This window comes from Methylococcales bacterium (assembly GCA_030949405.1).
Lineage (GTDB): Bacteria > Pseudomonadota > Gammaproteobacteria > Methylococcales > Methylomonadaceae > WTBX01.
Map to the genome: position 1 here is coordinate 1557891 of JAUZSN010000002.1, position 20702 is coordinate 1578592.

The window sequence follows — 20702 nt, forward strand, 5'->3', positions numbered from 1 at the left end:
AATTTTTTGAGTCGTGTGATGTGACTACGCGAATTTAAGTAATTAGTCGGTTATATTTTGTGATACTCCCCTTATATTTTGGGCAATTAATTTAATTAATGGTATCTTTTATGGTCTCATAAGCAGATGTTTTATTTTACTTAGATACGTTTAATATGTTTAAAAAAAAACAGTTATTTATTCTAAATTTTATTGCTTTATTCGCTTATATTTTAGGGCGATATGTCGGGCATTTGCTTGTACTCTTACCGAATGATGTAAGTCCTATTTGGCCACCAGCAGGGATTGCATTAGCACTCGTATTACTCTATGGTTATCGTGTTTTACCTGGAATTTTTTTAGGGGCTTTCGTTACCCAACTCGTTCCTTTTTTTTTCCCATCTTTACACCTAGCGTTTGACGCGCTATTAATCAGCCTTTTTGTGACGTTAGGTGTTTGCTTACAAGCGATATTTGCAACCTATTTAATACAACGTTTTGTCGGTAAAAATGATCCTCTTATTGAAGATTTAAAAATTCTTAAATTTTTATTTTTAGGATCCATCCTTGGCTCATCGTTATCGCCTATTTTTTTATCAATTGAATTATTTTATCGACAGAGTGATATAACCTCGGCGAAATTATTATCGTATTGGTTGACAGAATGGAGTAGCGAGGCGATTGGTATCCTAATTATGATGCCTTTGTTATTTATTTTTTTTGCTAAGCCCCGTAAATTATGGAAAAAACGATGTAATTATGTAGGTTACCCTTTGGTTCTGTTATTGATACTTTCAGTGACTATTTTTAATTATAGTAAACAGCAAGAAGCCATTCGTATCAAAGAGGTTTTTAGTCATGAAAGTCACTTATTAGATGATGCATTATTTAATAGATTAAAGTCCTATCAAACGGTTAATTTAATTTTAAAGGGTTTTTTTCAAAATTCATTATTTATTAGTCAAGAGGAATTTAAAGGCTTTAGTACAGTCATTTTAAAGCAATATCAAACTTTAATTTCCATCGAATGGATTCCCTTGGTTCAGCAATCAGAGCGAGCAGAATTTGAAGTCTTATTTAACCAGTGCATTTATGAAAAAAATGCGAATAATATCGCTTTAATCGCTCCTGAAAGAAGTCAATATTATCCTGTTGCGTATATTGAACCGATGCAAGGTAAAAAAAATGTTTTAGGATTTAATTTAGGCTCTAATCCTAGGATTAAAAAGGCTTTATTACTGGCATCGGAATCAGAAGAGTTAGTGGTGACTGAAAAGTTAGTGTTAACTGAAAGTATGATGGATGGTATACGATTTTATTCGGCTATTTTTTCACCGAGACAGGGGGATAAATTAGAACTTAGGGGATTTGTTGCGAATACATTTTCAATTAGTAATGAGATCAAAGCGTTAAAAACACAAAATAATAAATTAGAAATAGAGTTAGAAATTTTAGCAGGTAGCACGGTTATCTATAGTTCATTAACGCATGAAAATTCTAAAAAATTACAGACATTTTCTCTGCTCCGAAGTAGTATTTTATCCGTTGCTAATCAACGCTGGAAAATAAACTATGCTCCGTCAAAAAACTTTATGTTGATGCAAAAATCATGGGGGCAATGGTGGTTAACATTGGGGGGATTTTTATTTACAGGGTTAACAGGCTTTGTCTTACTCATGTTAACGGGAAGAACATTAAGAACAGAAGAATTAGTACGGTTACGCACGTTAGATTTAAGTAAGGCTATTAAGGCAAGAGATCAGCATAATAAAGTTTTACACGCGATGGTAAGCCCCATTTCGTTAGATGCGTTATTAGCCTTGGTTGTAGAAACTACAGAGGCGGATAATTCAGAAATTTTATGTTCGATTTTATTAGTAGATGAGTCGGGAGAATACTTAGTTCACGGAGCCTCGGGGGGATTGCCTTTATTTTATATCCAAGCTATTGATGGAATTAAAATAGGGGATTTAGTTGGATCTTGTGGGACGGCTGCGTATTTAAAAAAACGTATTATTGTTGATAATATTAGTCAGCATCCTTATTGGAAAAACTTTGCTGAACTGGCCCAAAAAGCAAACTTATCCGCTTGTTGGTCTGAACCTATTATGTCATCTAAACAGCAAATATTAGGTACATTTGCTATTTATTATCATGAGCCTAAAAGCCCTGATCAGGAAATATTAGACAAAATAACTCGGTTATCTCAGCTTATTAGTCTTGCTATTGAGAAAAAAACCAGTGAGTCTAAAATTCACTCGCTTGCTTTTTATGATGCGTTAACTAAATTACCTAATCGGCGTTTATTGTATGATCGCTTAAATACAGAATTAAAATTAGTCAAAGATCATTCTAATTATGGTGCTTTAATGTTTTTGGATTTAGATCATTTTAAAATATTGAATGACTCGTTAGGTCATCATATTGGCGATATGTTATTAATCCAAGTGGCGGAAAGACTAAAGAAATGCGTTCGTGAAGACGATACGGTTGCACGTTTAGGTGGCGATGAATTTGTAGTTTTACTTAAAAGTCATGATAAAAATTTGACGAGTGAACATGTATTGGATTATGCGTTAATGATTGCCGAACGTATTTTAGATGCCTTATATATTCCCTATACACTCGAAAAATATGAGCATGTTGTCACCTCAAGTATTGGAATTACCCTTTTTGGGAAGGATAATAACAATATAGACAATTTATTTAAACAAGCTGATACCGCCATGTATGAGGCTAAAAATAGAGGGCGTAATACCTTTAGTTTTTATAATAACAGTATGGCGGAGCAAGTTAATCAACGTTTACAGTTAGAACGTGATTTAAGAAAGGCGGTAAACAACGCTGAATTTACGTTATATTACCAAGCACAATATAATGAACGAGGACATATTACAGGTGCAGAAGCGTTGTTACGCTGGATACACCCCGAAAAAGGGATAATACCTGTTCCTGATTTTATGCCGATGTGTGAAGAAAGTGGTTTGATCCTAGTGATTGCGGAATCGACGCTAGAAATTATTTGTCAACAACTGGTTAAATGGCCTAGGCTTGCGACGATCTCATTAAATGTAAGCCCCCGTCATTTTTATCAACAGTTATTTGTAGAACAAATCAAACAAAAACTAAGCAAATACAGCTTGTCGCCGAATCGTTTAATGCTTGAAATTACTGAAGAAATTATTACTCAAAATGTAACTGAAAGTCTTGAAAAATTAAACGCTTTACAAGACTTAGGCATTCATATTTCTATTGATGATTTTGGTATAGGCCATTCCTCGTTAGCCGATTTAAAGAACTTACCCATAGATCAGCTTAAAATTGATCAAAGCTTTATTCGAGATGTTTGTACTGATAATAACGTTGCTTTAATTGTGGAAGCGATGCTCATGATGGGGATTCATTTAGGATTAAATATTATTGCGGAAGGGGTTGAAAATCAGGAACAAATACAATTTTTACAAAAAAATAAATGTTACCATTATCAAGGTTATTATTTTAGTAAACCCCTACCGTGCTTTGAATTTAGTCAGCTATTAGCGAATAAAATTAACCCTTTTGATTCTTCATCACAATAGCAGGCATTTTCACGGGCCGTTTTCCATAAAACAACCTGATTAACCTTAACACCTCAGCCGTTGGGTGTTCACCTACCGTCATAAAATGCGTATTTATATAAAATTCAACACAGGACTTCACATCTGAAACGTTGCAAACCCTCCTTTTTTATGGCGTTGTTTCTAGGTTATTGAAACGGAGGTTTTAACACGATGACTATGTGAATGACCGTATTGACCTGTAAGATTCATTAGGCAGAACCGTAGAAAAAATACGTCTTTGGATATTACAAGCATAAATTTTAATAGACAGATTAGTTATCGCTCAATATTTCTAGGGTAGCCCCTATTTCATATTGATCATTTTCTAAACTCACAACTCGCATAACAACGGCTTTAGCGGTTATCGGAGGTGTTAAGGTTTGTTGAGGATTAATGATAACATTTAAGGTATCATTAATATTTAATGCCTGTGAGCCAATAAAAGAAACCCCCGCTCCACTGAGTGTTGTACAGCGACCGGTATAACTTTCTTTACTGCCATCAGCGTGTTTATATTGAATTTCACAATCGACTTGCATTCTAAAAAATTCACGTTTTTCTCTAAAATCTGTCATTTAAAAAAAGTTCCTCTTAATTTAGTAAGCGTTTATTTTTAACAGGGGCTAACGAATAAGGTATCTTGTTCATGGGTTAGCGGTTTAAATTTTACTATAAATTAAGGTTATATGGGCTTTGATTTGTCGGGAACGCTGACTATTTCAGTAAAGTTGTGTAAAATTTAATTACTAACTATCCTCTAATTATCACTACTTGAGTTAATAATGACCAAAGAAACTGTTCTCACAGGGATTACGACCACAGGAACCCCGCATTTAGGTAACTATGTCGGGGCCATTCGTCCTGCTATTGAGGCGAGTAAAAATTCAGCGCTCACGCCTTTTTATTTTTTAGCGGATTATCATGCCTTAATAAAATGTCAGCAACCTGAGTTAGTGAGACAATCCAGTTTAGAAATTGCAGCGACTTGGTTAGCTTTAGGCTTGGATACGTCAAATGCGGTCTTTTATCGTCAATCCGATGTGCCTGAAATTATGGAATTAATGTGGATGTTGACCTGCGTTACTTCAAAAGGACTGATGAATCGTTCCCATGCGTATAAAGCGGTGGTGGCTGAAAATGAAGGTCAAGACCCTGATAAGGGAATTACTATGGGGTTATTTAGTTACCCTGTCTTAATGGCGGCGGATATTTTAATATTTAACGCCCATCAAGTGCCAGTTGGTAAAGATCAAATTCAACATATTGAAATGGCCCGCGATATTGCCAGTCGTTTTAATCATATTTATGGGGATCATTTTGTTTTGCCCAAGGCGATTATTGATGATAATTCCGCCACCTTATTAGGTTTGGATGGGCGTAAAATGAGTAAAAGTTATAATAATACCATTCCTTTATTTGTGCCTGAAAAGAAGCTTAAAAAATTAATTAATAAAATAAAAACAAATTCCTTAGAACCTGGTGAGCCTAAAGACCCTGATAACTGTACTTTATTTAGTACCTATCAAGCGTTTGCGAGTCCCAATGAGGTCGAAGCCGTTCGTAAGTTATATGCCGAAGGGATTGCATGGGGTGAAATGAAAAATTTATTATTTGAGCATATTAATGCGCAAGTCGCGCCAGCCCGCGAACGTTATCAAGCCTTATTAGAAAGTCCTGAGCATATTGAAAAAGAATTACTCGAAGGCGCAAAAAAAGCCCGTGAGATTGCTCAACCTTTTATCCAAACCCTACGCAAAGCTGTAGGAATATCTGCCCTTTCCCTTTAAAGTGAACCAATAATGACTGAAACTCCTTCTAGTAACGCATTAATTTATGCCATCCTTGCCTTAAAAAGCGAAACCGATTTACAAAAAGAATTCATTGAATCCACTGAAATTTCCAATGAAGAACGAGAGGAAGAACAAGAAATTTTAGATGATGTTGAACAAGCGTTTATGGAATTTATTGATCTTTATAAAAAACGATGTAAAACGGATTCAGAATTACCTGCGATTGATGAACTACTCACCAGCGAGTTATAACGATGTACACCCTGTATGGTATTACAAGTTGCAGTACGGTCACTAAAGCTCGCCGTTTTTTAGATGAAAAAAAATGTGACTATCAATTTTATGATTTAAAAAAACAACCGTTAACAGAGGCTTTAATCGGGGGGTTAGAAGCCCGTATTGGGTGGAAAATAATGCTGAATAAGCGCAGCACCACATGGCGACAGTTGGAGGAAGCTCAAAAATTAGACGTTGATCCAGCCAAAGCGATTGCATTAATGATACGTTATCCGACGTTGATTAAACGGCCTTTATTGGATCTGGGTGAGCAATTATTGGTAGGTTTTAAAATTGATGATTATGATGCGGCCTTATGAGTGAAACCTTAGCGTTATTAAATGATTTAATTCGCCGAGAATCGGTTACGCCAAGAGATGCAGGGTGTCAGGATGTCTTGGTTAAACGGTTATCTAAGCTGGGTTTTAAAGAAGAACGCTTAGATTTTGAAGATACTCAAAACAGTTGGTTGAGACGTGGCGATGTTGAACCGTTATTGGTTTTTTTAGGGCATACCGATGTTGTCCCCACGGGAAATTTAGAGGCGTGGGATTTCCCTCCTTTTGAACCGACGATTCATGACGGTAAGCTTTATGGACGCGGGACTGCGGATATGAAAGGGGGGATTGCGTGTTTTGTCACGGCGGTTGAAAAATTTGTTTTGGAAAACCCAGATCATCAAGGGTCGATTGCTTTGATGATTACCAGTGATGAAGAAGGTTGTGCTAAAAATGGGGTGATTAAGGTTGTCGAGGTTTTAGAGCAACGCGGTGAAAAAATTGATTGGTGTTTAGTGGGTGAACCGTCCAGTGAAAAGCGGGTAGGGGATGTCATTAAGGTGGGTCGCCGAGGGTCGTTATGTGCGACTTTGAAAATTCATGGCGTTCAAGGGCATGTTGCCTATCCTCATAAAGCCGATAATCCTATTCATAGTTTTTCTGCGGCACTTAAGGCTTTAACGGATGAAGTTTGGGATCAAGGGAATGAATTTTTCCCCCCGACGAGTTTACAAGTTTCCAATATTAACAGTGGGACAGGGGCGGAAAATATTATTCCAGCCGATGTTGATGTGATGTTTAATTTACGTTTTTCGACGGAATTAAGTGCAGCGGTTATTAAACAGCGGGTTCAGGCTATTTTAGATCTGTATTCGTTTCGTTATGAGTTAGTGTGGCGGTTATCGGGCAATCCATTTTTAACGACAGGAGACGAGTTAATTGAGGCCGCTCATCAAGCCATTAAATCGGTGGTGGGAATTGAGACTTTAGATGATACGGGCGGTGGAACATCGGATGGCCGTTTTATTGCACCGACAGGGGCGCAAGTCATTGAGTTAGGGCATTTGAATGGCACTATTCATAAGGTGAATGAGAATATTCCTGTGGATGATTTGGCGGTTTTAAGTGCGATTTATGAAAAAATACTGGTTAATTTGTTGTTAGCGTGAGTAATTAATTAAGTAATGAAATGAAAGAGGGCAGGGGGGAACGTTTAAAAATTATTGAAATACGGGATGTTTTTTTTGATTTTTTTACGTTAAATAGGCATGATCACCCCTGCCATTCAAACGAATGAAATTGACTATTTTTTAGACAAAAACGAGCTGAAAATGCGTTTTAAAATGGCTAACTTTTTAGGGCTATTTTATGTGGAAAAAACACGCTTATAAATCATTGAATCTATTAGAAAATAAAAAAATTATGGGGTTTGAATGGCTACCTGTTAGAGAAGGTATTAGGTTGTTTGTAGACTTGTCCATAAAGGAGCTAAACAATGCTCACAAAATTCAATAAATTCGCTGGAAAATACGGTGGATAAATCGTCTGTATGACCATAAAGTCGTTGTATTTCTAATTCGTAGCTTGTTTCTAATGCTAGCTTTAATTTGTCCGTTGCAACCGCTAACGCAGATTTATGACTGCGCGTACTGAGGGTTAAATTATGGACTTGTTTGGCATAATCTAACGCAATATCAACAAATAATGCATCAGGTATTTCTAAGCCCCTACGATACAGCGTAATAAGCGTCTGCAAAATCTCAACACTTTGATGTTCACTTTTTAAAATGAAACAGGACTCTTTACTGACGATATAAGTGCGTTGAGGCTCATGCTGATTAATTAAGCAATGATGTAGCCATGCCAGTAATAAATCCTTTCCCTTAAGCGGCGCGTAACGAAAAAATAAACTGCCGTGTTGATAACGATTATAAAGTTTCCCCGTTAAATAAAAATCCCCACAACGATAATCAAGGGCTAAATTTTCTAAAGGTTCACCTAAATTTAATGCCTGAATTTGTTGAACAAAGGCCACTAGGGTTTGTTGTTGCTTGATAAATTCAACTTCCCCCAAAACCCCTGATAACCACCGACCTTGCGCCTGTAATTTTTCTAAATTAAACTCTTTTTGGGCAAGCAAAGTCATAATCCAATCGTCTTTAATACCATAAGCGGTTAGAGGGTCAATCTCAAAGGGTTCATTCCTATCGGCGGCTGAGTCTAAAGGCTGAAGATAAACCCCCAGTTGACGACGAAAAAAATAACGCTGAGGATGACGATAAAATTTACACAGCTCATCTAATTCTATAATTTTATTTTCCGTGAGAGGAAGTGTGTTTATCCACCACGGGGCAAGCGGTTGTTTTTCTTCAGCGAGTGCCTGAGCGGTTTCTTTATCATTAACAGAATAACTAAATAACTTTGGATTTTGAGGATTAAAATACGGCAAACTAAAGGGTTGTAAGGGGTGTTTAATCACTAAATCATTCGCCGTTAACCCGTAATTTTGAATCATCGTCTCTAATAATTCACTGATAATAACAGAGGGCGGAATGGTTTCATTTTGACGTTGCGATTGACCTCGATAAGTCACTATTAAACGCTGTTCTGTGGACATTAAAAGTTGCAAAAACTGCGCTCGGTCATCTTTACGTTGTGACGGATCGCCTTGTTTAGGGGACTTAGCTAATAAATCAAAACTGGGTGTCCGTTCCAAACTAGGAAAATCGCCTTCATTCATCCCTAAGACCGCAATCACTTTAAAAGGGATTCCTCGAACAGCCGTCATCATACTAAAGTTTAACAGACCTCGAAATAATCCCTGTGCTGATTTTGGGTTAACCTGTGTAGTTTCTAGCCAATAAATAATCACCGATAATTCAATAGGTTGATCGAAATGAAAACCAAAGGTTTCATCCATCTCTGTCAATAGCGCGTAAAGCGGTTGCGTCTCTTGATCGTCGATCATCAGCACGTCTACATAATGAACTAAACGTTCCCCCCAGTCTTTCAATGATTTAGCGGTTGTTAATTCATCACTGGCCTTGAATAAAAGCTGAATGAAATCATTTAATCCGCCAAGAGCTTGGGCCGTTGAACCTTCGAGTTCTATATACGGTAAAATCCCGTCAACTAAGACATCATCCGTTGCAAAAGCATAACCCATAAGCAACCGTTCCATACTGGCCTGCCATGTATTTTCATTTAATGGCGGCAACCCTAATTGGTGTTTATGTTCGGCGGATTTCCCCCAACGGACATAAGTATCCGCAAGCCATCGTTTAATCGTGGCTAAATCCGTTATGGATAAATCAAAGTGTGGAAATATGAGTTCTTGTTCTAATAAATCCAAAACATCAGGCCATTCAAATCGACTGTTGATAAGGCGTAAAAATTGGATAAACGTGGCGGCGACGGAATGCGTCTGTGAAAAAATAGGACTGTTAATCGTGTGAGGAATATCATCAAAAATTCCGCGAATAAAAGGCGCGTACTGATTTATATCAGGGGCAACCACACTTATATCGCGCAGGGTTAATTCAGGCTGTTCTTCCAGCGCGGCTAATAATACATTTTTTAAAACTTCAATTTCACGAGTTTTGGAATGACAGGCATGAATAGAAAGAGAATCATCCGCCGTTAATTTAATAAAAAAGGGCTGAGTCGATGAATAGGCAATGTCATCCTGTAATTGTTGAAGATTATTTTTTAGTGTTCTTTTTAAAGGGATGAGCGGTTGTGTATTAAGCGCGGTATTTGTTTGCAATAAGTGCAAAAATCCCTGATCTTGTTGCCCTAAACTTTTTATTAACGGATGCGTCGAGGGAACTAATGACGGTGTTTGTAAAAAGAAATGAAGATCACAATGGCCTGCTAAGGCGTTTAAATAATTTAAATGTAATGGCGGTAAGTGATTAACCCCCAAAATAAAAAGTCGCTGAGGTAATAAATATTTAAACGTTCCGATAGGGGAATTATTTAAGGTATCAATCGCGGATTGCCAATGCGTTTTTTCACTTATTTGATGCGTTTTAATTTGTAGCCATAACGCCTGTTGCCATTTTTCTGAGGGATCTTGCGTTAAATAACCGCCTTGTTGCCATGCGTTTAATAATTCAGGGCGCAGTTGTTGGTATTTCTCAAATAATTGAGCGATTTCTATGGCCAATTGATAACGTTTTAAGGCTTTATTTTCAGCATTTAAATAGGTCTGTAGCGGCGCGTAAAATGGGTTGTCAAGATGATGGAGTGCGTGTTCTATTTGCCAGCGGAGTGTGTTGCTATTAAGGGGTAAATCTTCGTTTAAAAGAGGGGCGATTTTGGCGGTAATTGATTTAAAAAATTGGGAGGGGGCTAGATATTGATAATGCGCCCAAACTTTAAACTGTTGTGCAAATTGCTGTGATAGCCACTGTTCTGTGGCGAAGTTTTGAATTAAAAACTGTTCTTTTGCAAAGACATCATTAAGAGGGTAATTTTTAATGAAGCGGATTAGTTGGCTAACTAATGTGCTGTTATTAGCAGCGGTATAAAGTGTAAACATATCGTTTAAGGACGAAGCCCATAAATTTTAAAAAATACGAGGGAAAAATTTTGGCGTAGGGAGTACGTTGAGGTCAATGATACTCAAAATTAAAGCCTAAGCGGTGATCCGTTATTTTATCATCTTTGGGTCGGCTAAGGGTTCTGCATAGTCAACCCAAATACCCTCATGGTACTTTTTACCCGATTCATTGATAATGTAATGATAGGAATCAGATTTGTCGTTATAAAGATGGCACGCGGTCAAAGCGGCTTCCAATCCTTGAAAATGATGCAACTCCACTTGCCGATAAACCGTTTTAATCCAAGGAGGTTGGTTATGAACGGGAATAATCTCAGATTTAAGCAAACGATACATGATTAATGTCTGGCATAGAAAGGTTGAGTTGAGAAGGTGATATTTTTTAATCTAGGTTTCAATTTTCAATCCATCGGATGTATGAGCATCATCGACTAATAAAGTGGAATCTTGCCCTGCATCAACGGTTTCTAAACCCTTTTTAGCGGGTAAATAGGATGATAAGGTCGTTTGAATCACTTCTTCAGAAATTTTAAGATATCGAAGCACATTGGTCGCCGCTTTAATATTTAAACGATTAAAATCCCCTAGCAGCTTAGTCGTAAAATCAATGCTTTCTTGTTTAAAATTTTGCGGATGAATTTTATGAGCCTTGCCATCCCGCATAAAATTTAATTTTGTTTGTTTATAATTTTCAAAGGTTTTATGGTAATCCAAATGATTGGGGGTAATATTGGTAAGGAGTTTAATATTAAAATCAATCCCTAACAGGCGTGCTTGATCGATGCCTTCAGAGGTCACTTCCATGATAAAGTGCGTTCCACCTTGGTTTAAATGATCGTTCATAACCCGTTCAATATCAGATGGTTTAGAGCTAGACGGGTCTTGATTATCTGAATTTAAGGGGCTTAATACAAAAGGCTTATAACCTGCGGACTTTAAGACTTCACCAATTAAATAGGAAACAGACGTTTTTCCATGGGTTCCCGTAATGCCAATGACACAAAGATCTTTTGACGGATGTTGGTAAGGGGCATTAACCTTTTTACGTGACCGATTTTTTAAAGAAAGCTGAGGGCGTTTTAAACGATGTGTGGAAAGGGGATTAACCGTTTCCTTTAACTCAGCAGACGATTGCGTTTTTTTTAATGAAGGGACAAGGCTTTTAAGTTGGCGGGGTTTATAGGTAACGGCTATTTTTTTTTGAACGACTGACTCGACAGGCTCAAAAGAATTATTTAAATAATTCGTTTTTGAATAGGGTTCGATAGTGTTAATTAGGTAGCCTCTAGTAGGTTATAAAATATAAAGTAGGATTGTAGGGGATGCTTCATTTCTGGGTATTCGTTATTATTTGGAAAAAGACCGACTATCGTTGATAGCGTAAAATTTGTCCCCGAAAGGGGTCGCTTAAATAATCGGTATTTTCAGCTTTACTGTGGCTATGTGAGTAGCCTAATGTAACCATTTTCTTGCTAAATCGGCCATGATAACTTCGTCCTGGATCAACAATAATGACTTCACAATGCGGCGTTGCATGTTGATTAATAAAATCCGATAATAAACCGACATGATCGCCTTCATATAATAAATCACTGCCAATAATCAGATCAAATTTGCCTAAATCACTGTCTTCATTATTCCAGCTCATACGGACGAACGGTATTTTATTCCCCTTGTTGAGTCGGGTATTTTCCACTAAAAAACTTTCAACTTCGGGATGATAGTCGGTTGCGGTAATATTGGCGTGACGATGATTCAGCATCAAACTGGTTAAGCCGATTCCACAGCCTACTTCCAAAATTCGTTTTCCTGCAATGTCATAATCGAATAGAAAATGCGCCAACACTTCGCTGGAGGGCCAAACTACGCCAAATAGTGACCAAATAGCCGATGAGATACCGAGATTTTGAGCAATATCATCGACATCAAGATATTGTTGTTTATTGCGTAAAGTCCGTAAATGAATATCAACGTTACCAAATTCAATGGTTTGATAACGAACACGTAATAAAGGTATTGATGGGGAATTTTCCATAACTAGGTAACTAATCGTTTGAGATAGGGCGTTCGCATTGATCTAATTTTTTTATGTAAGGTGGGTTGCAGCCCCAGTCAGCCCCCGAATAATCAATATGAGCATTGGCAGGCACTTTTAAGGGAATACACGCCTTATTTTGCGCTAAATATCCGCGCTCACACTTCCAGCCTGAACCATAAGGCGATTCAAAAAAATACCCATTCGCGGGTATTTTTACAGCAACGCAACGCTGATCAAGTGCTTTAAACTTACGTTGACATGCCCAGCCATTACCAAAAGAATTTAAATAAGCATTTTCAGGTATTTTAATAATGACACAGTGGTTATCAGCTTTATGATAGCCCCAGTTACATTTCCAGCCATTACCATAAGATGAATTACTCAAATGGGCATTATCAGGAATCTTGATTGCAATACAGGTTTTACCTTTTTGTTGATACCCTGAAAGACATTCCCATCCATTTCCATAAGTTTGAGAACGCGCATTCTTAGGGATTGTTTCCTGACTGACATCGGCATAGACACTGGTGCTAACGCCAAATATAAGCAGCGAAGAAACAAAAAATGATCCTAAAATGTTATATTTTGATTGTGTCCTAATAAATAATTCCTTATGTGAGTCGTTGATAATATGAAAGCTGTTTATGGTAGATTAGCGACTATCAATTTAAGACAGGATATGAGATTAGAGTCCAGTCGTGTTAATTACTGATGTAAGTACGTAGCCCATAGCTAAAGTGATTATAGAACGCTGATTAATAGAGGGTTCCGTTTTAATGGGTCGCTTAGGTCTATTTAGAGTAAAGGCATCTGATAGCAAAATTCGATGAGGGGGGGTAAAGAATGTGATGGGATGAAAGTCTTTACGAGCGGAACGCTATTTCAACCTTTTTTTTACGAAGCTAGCCTAATCTTGAATTGGTTACCACTATACACTTAATTGCTGAACTAGGTATTTTTTCTAGTCTCGCTTTTTAAATCAAAGGTGAGATTGCTTATTCTTGTCTATTAACGCGATAGCTATTTTTTAAAAGTATAAGGAGCATGAACATTAATAATCGTCTGATTTTAAACCTATAGTGGATGATTATGTTTTTTAGTTATCAACCTTAAGACAGAGAAAAATACAAATCGAGACCTCCGAGGCTTTGAAAACCTCAGAGGTCTCAAGGCAACTATTCTATTTTAAATCGGTCGCCTCTTTTTTATGGGGGGATTATTTTTTGGAAACACCGCACGGGGGAGGAAGAAGGTCCTCTAAAATGTCCTAATTATTGAGCTACCAAATTAAATCATCAGGCACTTGATAATCCGCATAAGGATCATTTTCATCTAATGTCTCTAAAGAAGTCCCTTCATTTAATAATAAGACACAATTTTCATCACGCTGATGAATTTTCTCAGCGACTTCAGCCGTTACAATTTCATACGATTTTTCTATTTTAACAATGGCTAAACGTCCCTTAACAAGTTGATCCCTCACTTCATCACTCACATAAATCTTTTTAACTTTAGAACCGTCACTAAAATTATAAGCGCCCCCTTCTTTATCTTGCGGAATCTTTTTAGACTCAATTAACTGCTTAACTTGAGCCACAAGGGCTTTTTTAGCCGCTATTTGTTGTTTTTGTAAGTTTAAAACCTTATCTTTTTCAATAAGCTTTAATTTAGCCAGCTTCATCGCTTCTGCGGTTTCATCAACCACAACTAGTTTATTTTTACGCTGTGCTTGGGTTTGTTTGCGTTTATTGGTTTTAGACGTTTTAGCTTTCGCCTTATTCGTCAACCCTGCACCTAATAATTGCTCTTGTAATGATTTTGCCACGATATTTTTTTGGATTAAAAATTAAATAATAAAGAGAAGAGTCCTTATTTAAAAGGACTCAAATTGATCTTGGTCAATAAAAATGAATTAACTTAAACATTCCCTTGTGGATGACGACGTTCATCAGGGATTTGTAAGCGATTGACCGCATTGATATAAGCTTTTGCTGAGGCTATAACAATATCCGTATCCGCCCCTGAGCCATTAACAATACGTCCACCTTTATCTAAACGAATCGTCACTTCGCCTTGTGCATCGGTTCCGCTGGTAATATTACTGACGGAATATAATTCTAACGTTGCCTGTGTTTGAACAATGGCTTCAATGGCTTTTAAACTGGCATCAACGACACCACTTCCTTCTGCATTACCCGAGACTTCTTCATTGTCTATTCTTAAGGTAACATGAGCTTTAGGCACTTCGCCTGTTTCAGATTGAACTTGCAATGAAACTAACTCAATTTTCTCAGCCTCAGCATGGGTCGCAACTTCTGAAATTAAGGCTTGTAAGTCCTCATCAAAAATTTCATGTTTTTTATCGGCTAATTGTTTAAATCGAAAAAAAGTTTCATTTAACTCCTGTTCACTTTGAAATTCAAAGCCCAAACTGGTCATTCGACTTTTAAACGCATTACGCCCCGAATGCTTGCCTAAGACCATTCGATTAGTCGCCCAACCCACCGCTTCGGCTTTCATGATTTCATAAGTTTCAGGATTCTTTAAAACCCCATCCTGATGAATCCCCGCTTCATGGGCAAACGCATTGGCCCCTACAATCGCTTTATTCGGTTGCACAGGAAATCCTGTCACCGAAGAAACTAATTTAGAGCAGGTAACTATTTCAGTGGTATTCAAACGAGTATCACACTCAAAAATATCTTGGCGGGTACGAACGGCCATAACAACTTCTTCTAAGGACGCATTCCCTGCACGTTCACCTAACCCATTAATCGTACATTCAACTTGTCGCGCTCCATTCATAACCGCCGCCAATGAATTAGCAACCGCCAATCCTAAATCATTATGACAATGGACTGAAAAAATAGCCTTATCAGAATTAGGAATACGTTGTCTTAAGTTGGCAATCGTCGCCCCAAATTGTTGAGGAATACTGTAACCTACGGTATCAGGGATATTTAACGTGGTTGCCCCTGCATCAATCACCGCTTCCAAAATTCGACATAAAAAATCTTCATCGGAACGCCCTGCATCTTCAGGTGAAAATTCAACATTATCGGTATATTTTCGAGCGCGTTTTACGGCTTTAACCGCATGTTCAATAACTTGCTCAGGTTGCATTTTTAACTTCAATTGCATGTGAATGGGGGAAGTTGCAATGAAGGTATGAATACGCGAGCTGGCGGCTGATTTTATAGCCTCGCCTGCACGGTCTATATCTTTATTTAAAGCCCGTGCCAAGGCACAAACGGTACTATTTTTAATTACGTTGGCAACAGCTTTTACCGCTTCAAAATCGCCGATACTTGCAGCAGGAAAGCCCGCTTCAATAATATCAACGTTTAAACGTTCTAATGCTTTAGCAATGCGAATTTTTTCATCGCGCGTCATGGATGCACCCGGGCTTTGCTCGCCATCGCGCAAAGTGGTATCAAATATAATTAATTTATCTTTCATGATGTCTCCGTTCATGAAATAGCCTCAACTTAATGATTAAGTTGATAAAAAGGGTAGGATGAGTTTATTTGTGGAAAGGTTAAAGAGTATGCCCTAAGGCAGTAGCTTTAAACTTGCATAAGCACGCGCACAAAAACGAGTCATAGTGACTAATTTTTTAGAAAAATTGGATGCGGTCGATGGATGAGGATTCATGCGTCAAAACTATACGCGTTTGTTTCCATTCACTCAAGTTATTTTATTTTTTTTTGTAATCGTTTTTGTCGTAAGGTAACCAACGTAATCACAGGCCCTGAAATTGCATAGGCTAAAAAAAGTAAAAATAGCATGGCTGGGGGTTGTATCATAATAAAAGCTAAACTCAGCATAACAACAATGGTGGCCACAAAAGGGACGCGCCCCTTGAAATCTATTTCTTTAAAACTAGAGTATCGAAAATTACTCACCATTAATAATCCTGTACTAATCGTCAGTATTAAGGCAATAAATTTTAACGATTCAATATCATAGTTATATTCAACACAAATCCATAAAAAACCTGCGAGAATGGCCGCTGCTGCGGGACTGGGTAAGCCTTGAAAATAACGTTTGTCGGCTGTTTCAGCTTGGGTGTTAAAGCGGGCAAGTCGTAAAGCTCCCCCTGCGGTATGGACAAAGGCGGCAAATAAGCCTAATTTTCCAAGTGATGAAAAAGCCCATAAATACATCACTAAACCAGGCGCAACCCCAAAAGAAACCATGTCCGATAGACTGTCATATTGCACCCCAAATTCACTTTGTGTGTGGGTCATTCGTGCGACTCGACCATCTAAACCATCTAAAATCATGGCGACAAAAATTGCAATCGCAGCGGCTTCAAAATTTTCATTAATCGCCGAGGTAATGGCATAAAAACCAGAAAACATGGCCCCCGTGGTAAATAAATTGGGTAATAAATAAATACCTCGATGACGCGGTAATTTAGTTTGGTTCATAATAGATTCAACCTTAGTGTGTAAGCCGTTTATGTTTATTTAAAGGGGACTAAGACAAGCTAGTATTCCTTTTTCTTGCTATAGTTTAGCATTCTACAATTAAAGATGTTAGCTGAAAACTCATGAGAAAAATAATGCAAATTAAATTCATTTTTATCATCTTTATTGGTTTGTGGGCAAAATTCATACATGCAGAGAATACAGTGATTCGTCCTCAATTAGCCCCAGGTTATGGTATTTTAGAATTTACCGCGCCTAAAGTAGGCAGCTATCAGTTAAATAAATTAGGAAAAGCCCATAATGGTCGTGTTTTAACGACTCAAAAACAATCTAAAGAACTTTTCGATTTTATGGGCGATAAAGTTGTTTTATTAAGTTTTATTTATGCCACCTGCAGTGATGTCAATGGTTGCCCTTTAGCAACGATGGTTTTTCATAAAATTAAAAAACGTCTTTTAAAAGAACCTGAATTGGCTAAAAAACTACGTCTATTGACCTTAAGTTTTAATCCGTTATTGGATACCCCCGAAAAAATGCGGGTTTATGGAAAAAACTTTCAAAGTAAACCTTTAGAATGGAAGTTTTTAACGACAGAATCAGAAAAAGAATTACAGCCTATTTTGAAGAATTATCAACAGAATATTCAAAAAATATATAATCAACAAGGTGAATTTACAGGGACCTTTTCGCATTTATTACGAGTTTATTTAATTGATAAAAACAAAACGATTCGTAATATTTATAGTGTGGATTTTTTACATGCTGATACCTTAATTAATGATATGAAAACTTTATTAGAAGGTAATCACGCGGTGATTGAAAGTGAGTCTAATCACGTTTCGTTAACAACCGATGATACTAAACATAATTATCAGCATAAAGAGTATCAAACCCACTCGACGGCCTTAAAACAACGTCAAGGAAAGCCTGCGAATTTATTAAAAAATAGTCTGCACCCACCTTTAGGATTGCCTGCAATTACGTTTCCTAAAAATAATTCGCAAACGCGTGAAAAAATAGCGCTAGGTCGAAAGCTCTTTTATGATCGCCGTTTATCCATTAACAACACCTTTTCATGTGCGATGTGCCATATTCCTGAGCAGGGATTTGGAAGTGATGAAATGGCCACCTCAGTGGGAGTTGAAGGTCGAACGGTCAGACGTAATGCCCCGACGTTATATAATGTGGCTTATATGGAAAATTTATTTCATGATGGCCGTGAGAATACGTTGGAACAGCAAGCGTGGTCACCCTTATTAGCTCATAATGAAATGGCCAACCCTTCGATTGGCTATGTGATTAATAAAATTAAACAGCAGGTGGATTATAAGGGTTTATTTGAAGCGGCCTTTAATCGTGAGGCGGGTATGGAAACGATAGGGAAGGCTTTAGCCAGTTATCAGCGCAGTTTAAATGCGGCAGATTCTGACTTTGATCGTTGGCATTACGGCAAACAAACTAACGCATTAAGTAATAATGAAAAGAAGGGGTATGCGTTATTTATAGGTAAAGCAGGCTGTAATCAATGTCATTTAATCCATGAGAAACAGGCCTTATTGATGGATCAAAAACTTCATAATACAGGGATAGGCTATCAACAAAGTATGGCGAAATCACCTGAAAAACAATCATTGCAAATAGCGGCGGGGCAATTTATTGAGGTTAAGACGGATGTGATTAAACGTGTTACAGAGCCTAAAATGGCCGATTTGGGTTTATATGAAATAACCGAAAAACCTACGGATCGTTGGAAGTATAAAACCCCCACCTTACGCAACATAGAATTAACGGCTCCGTATATGCACAATGGCCAGTTACAAAGTTTAGAGGCCGTGGTTGATTTTTATAATCAAGGGGGCATTGCGAATGAAAATTTAGATTCACGGGTTACCCCTTTAAATTTATCAACAGAAGAGCAGGGGGAGTTGGTTTCTTTTTTGAAAAGCCTAACAGGAAATAATGTGGACGTGCTGGTTAGTGACGGACTTGCGGCTCCGATTGGAGAACCCTAAGAATTTAATAACACCTGAAATCTGAGTGGGTTTCTGTGAAGTCTTTGTTTTTTGTGACCGTCTACTGAGGCTCTAACGGTTCTACACAAGAACGCACCTTAAATCCTCTCCTACCTGCCTTGTTTGCTGTAACGTTAAACGTTTTTTATCCGCCATTGTTCGTAACGAAGGAACGGTAAACAAACCACGGCCTTCATCTCCTAGAATGACAGGAGCCATATAAATAATCCATTGATCCACTAACCCTGATTCCAATAAGGCCCCATTCAACACCGCGCCCGCTTCTACTAAAACCTCATTGACCTGCTCCGAGGCTAATAATAAAAAAACCGCCTTTAAATCTAATCGTCCTTGTTTTGACGGTAATACAAACACCTCAAAGCCAACCGCTTCCAATGCTCGTTTTTTAATCGCATTTTCTGAACACGTTAAAATAAGGCTTCGACCTTCAAGCTCTAACATACGCGCATTTAAGGGCATCTGTAATTGACTGTCTAAAACAACACGAATCGGTTGTAATACCTCCGTTTCCAAACGAACATTAAGGCGTGGATTATCCGCAAGCACCGTGTTTATACCTGTTAAAATAGCCGAACTTTTAGCCCTTAACCGTTGAACATCTTCACGGGCCTTATCCCCCGTAATCCACTTGCTTTCTCCCGAAGCCATTGCCGTGCGACCATCTAAACTCATGGCTAATTTACTCCGAATAAAGGGCAAGCCCTCGGTCATCCGTTTAATAAAACCTTGATTTAAAAGCCGTGCATCTGCTTCCAAAACCCCTGATAAAACCTCAATCCCTGCTTGTTGAAGTTTTACTAGCCCTTTTCCTGCCACTAAAGGGTTCGGATCTTGCATGGCAACGACAACACGAGCAACCTTTGCCTGAATCAACGCCTCACAACAGGGGGGCGTTTTTCCATAATGACTGCAAGGTTCTAAAGTCACATAAGCGGTCGCGCCCACAACATCCGTTGCTTTTTTTAAGGCTTCAATTTCTGCATGACCCTGTCCAGCCCATTGATGCCAGCCCTCAGCAATAATTTTATTCGCCTTGACTAAAACACAGCCCACGCGGGGGTTAGGATCGGTGGTATAACGTCCTTTTTTAGCTAAAGCCAGAGCTTTTGCCATATAAACTGCATCGTGTGTCATCATCATATTTTTTTAAAGAATCGCTAAAGCGGCTTTATAATCAGGTTCATTCGTAATTTCTTCCACTAATTCGCTATAAATCACCTGATTATCTTCATCAAGAATCATCACTGCACGCGCCGTTAAACCTTTCAGTAAACCATCCGTCAAACGTACCCCATAATCATCGGCAAAATCACTCCGAAAACAAGAGAGTGGCTGTACGCCTTTAATGGTTTCAACCTCACAAAAACGCCCTTGTGCAAACGGCAAATCTGCTGAAATCACTAAGATCACCGTATTATCTAAACGCGCGGCTTTTTCATTAAAGTGTCGTGTCGAGATGGCACAAGTTGGCGTATCTAAACTGGGAACAATCACCAGCACCTTGCGTTGTCCTTGAAAGTTTTTAAGGCTTAAGTTTTTTAATTGAGTGCTCACCAGTTCAAAATTAGGGGCTTTAGAACCGACAGAGGGTAAATCACCGCAGGTATGAATGGGTTTTCCATGAAATGTAATCGTTGCCATAATAAATGTTAAATTAATAGTGTAAAAAATAAAGTCACCTATTTTAGCAAAGTGACTGTTTTAAATCATGA

17 protein-coding genes are annotated in these 20702 nt (G+C 37.9%); 6 read left to right on the forward strand and 11 right to left on the reverse strand.

From position 1 onward, the window contains the following. The first annotated feature begins 155 nt into the window (after positions 1-155). The gene (locus Q9M50_08190; protein MDQ7090610.1) at positions 156-3557 is read left to right on the forward strand and encodes an EAL domain-containing protein; all 3402 of its coding nucleotides are present in this window, start codon (positions 156-158) and stop codon (positions 3555-3557) included. Between the two features lie 293 nt (positions 3558-3850). Here the strand turns inward: Q9M50_08190 and Q9M50_08195 are convergent, their stop codons facing one another. Next, positions 3851-4153, reverse strand: coding sequence for a PilZ domain-containing protein (locus Q9M50_08195; protein ID MDQ7090611.1), 303 nt, complete (start codon positions 4151-4153; stop codon positions 3851-3853). 207 nt (positions 4154-4360) lie between these two features. On the opposite strand from Q9M50_08195, the gene Q9M50_08200 reads away from it, so the two are divergent. Genes Q9M50_08200 through dapE form a run of 4 tightly spaced genes read left to right on the forward strand, consistent with a single transcriptional unit; the run spans position 4361 to position 7091 of the window. After that, the gene (locus Q9M50_08200) at positions 4361-5365 is read left to right on the forward strand and encodes a tryptophan--tRNA ligase (GenBank protein ID MDQ7090612.1); all 1005 of its coding nucleotides are present in this window, start codon (positions 4361-4363) and stop codon (positions 5363-5365) included. 12 nt (positions 5366-5377) lie between these two features. Beyond that, a complete protein-coding gene (locus Q9M50_08205) occupies positions 5378-5620 on the forward strand; it encodes a hypothetical protein (protein MDQ7090613.1) in 243 nt (80 codons plus the stop codon). Positions 5621-5622: 2 nt separating this feature from the next. Further along, positions 5623-5964, forward strand: coding sequence for a Spx/MgsR family RNA polymerase-binding regulatory protein (locus Q9M50_08210; protein ID MDQ7090614.1), 342 nt, complete (start codon positions 5623-5625; stop codon positions 5962-5964). Then, positions 5961-7091 carry a succinyl-diaminopimelate desuccinylase gene (gene dapE / locus Q9M50_08215; GenBank protein MDQ7090615.1) on the forward strand — a complete coding sequence of 377 codons (1131 nt, stop codon included), beginning with the start codon at positions 5961-5963 and terminating at the stop codon, positions 7089-7091. Before Q9M50_08210 ends, dapE begins: the two co-directional genes overlap by 4 nt. A gap of 287 nt (positions 7092-7378) precedes the next feature. Here dapE and Q9M50_08220 read toward each other — a convergent pair whose 3' ends face one another. The 8 genes from Q9M50_08220 to pssA form a co-directional block, all read right to left on the reverse strand. Continuing rightward, positions 7379-10465: an exodeoxyribonuclease V subunit gamma gene (locus Q9M50_08220; protein ID MDQ7090616.1), complete on the reverse strand. Its 3087-nt coding sequence runs from the start codon at positions 10463-10465 to the stop codon at positions 7379-7381. 111 nt (positions 10466-10576) lie between these two features. Then, positions 10577-10822, reverse strand: coding sequence for a hypothetical protein (locus Q9M50_08225; GenBank protein MDQ7090617.1), 246 nt, complete (start codon positions 10820-10822; stop codon positions 10577-10579). 51 nt (positions 10823-10873) lie between these two features. Continuing rightward, the gene (locus tag Q9M50_08230; protein ID MDQ7090618.1) at positions 10874-11476 is read right to left on the reverse strand and encodes a Mur ligase family protein; all 603 of its coding nucleotides are present in this window, start codon (positions 11474-11476) and stop codon (positions 10874-10876) included. A gap of 376 nt (positions 11477-11852) precedes the next feature. Next, on the reverse strand, positions 11853-12521 hold the full coding sequence (locus tag Q9M50_08235) for a methyltransferase domain-containing protein (GenBank protein ID MDQ7090619.1): 669 nt from the start codon (positions 12519-12521) through the stop codon (positions 11853-11855). A gap of 10 nt (positions 12522-12531) precedes the next feature. Continuing rightward, the gene (locus Q9M50_08240) at positions 12532-12909 is read right to left on the reverse strand and encodes a hypothetical protein (protein MDQ7090620.1); all 378 of its coding nucleotides are present in this window, start codon (positions 12907-12909) and stop codon (positions 12532-12534) included. 894 nt (positions 12910-13803) lie between these two features. Next, positions 13804-14349 carry a DUF2058 domain-containing protein gene (locus tag Q9M50_08245; protein MDQ7090621.1) on the reverse strand — a complete coding sequence of 182 codons (546 nt, stop codon included), beginning with the start codon at positions 14347-14349 and terminating at the stop codon, positions 13804-13806. A 92-nt stretch (positions 14350-14441) separates the two neighbouring features. Continuing rightward, positions 14442-15983, reverse strand: coding sequence for a 2-isopropylmalate synthase (locus tag Q9M50_08250; protein MDQ7090622.1), 1542 nt, complete (start codon positions 15981-15983; stop codon positions 14442-14444). Between the two features lie 233 nt (positions 15984-16216). Further along, the gene (pssA, locus tag Q9M50_08255; GenBank protein MDQ7090623.1) at positions 16217-16957 is read right to left on the reverse strand and encodes a CDP-diacylglycerol--serine O-phosphatidyltransferase; all 741 of its coding nucleotides are present in this window, start codon (positions 16955-16957) and stop codon (positions 16217-16219) included. Positions 16958-17091: 134 nt separating this feature from the next. Between pssA and Q9M50_08260 the strand changes: the two genes are divergently transcribed. Further along, entirely contained in the window at positions 17092-18969 is a 1878-nt protein-coding gene (locus Q9M50_08260; protein MDQ7090624.1) for a cytochrome c peroxidase, read from the forward strand. 81 nt (positions 18970-19050) lie between these two features. Here Q9M50_08260 and ribD read toward each other — a convergent pair whose 3' ends face one another. Beyond that, the gene (gene ribD / locus Q9M50_08265; GenBank protein MDQ7090625.1) at positions 19051-20127 is read right to left on the reverse strand and encodes a bifunctional diaminohydroxyphosphoribosylaminopyrimidine deaminase/5-amino-6-(5-phosphoribosylamino)uracil reductase RibD; all 1077 of its coding nucleotides are present in this window, start codon (positions 20125-20127) and stop codon (positions 19051-19053) included. A gap of 9 nt (positions 20128-20136) precedes the next feature. Continuing rightward, positions 20137-20631 carry a thiol peroxidase gene (gene tpx, locus Q9M50_08270; GenBank protein ID MDQ7090626.1) on the reverse strand — a complete coding sequence of 165 codons (495 nt, stop codon included), beginning with the start codon at positions 20629-20631 and terminating at the stop codon, positions 20137-20139. Between the last annotated feature and the right edge of the window lie 71 nt (positions 20632-20702).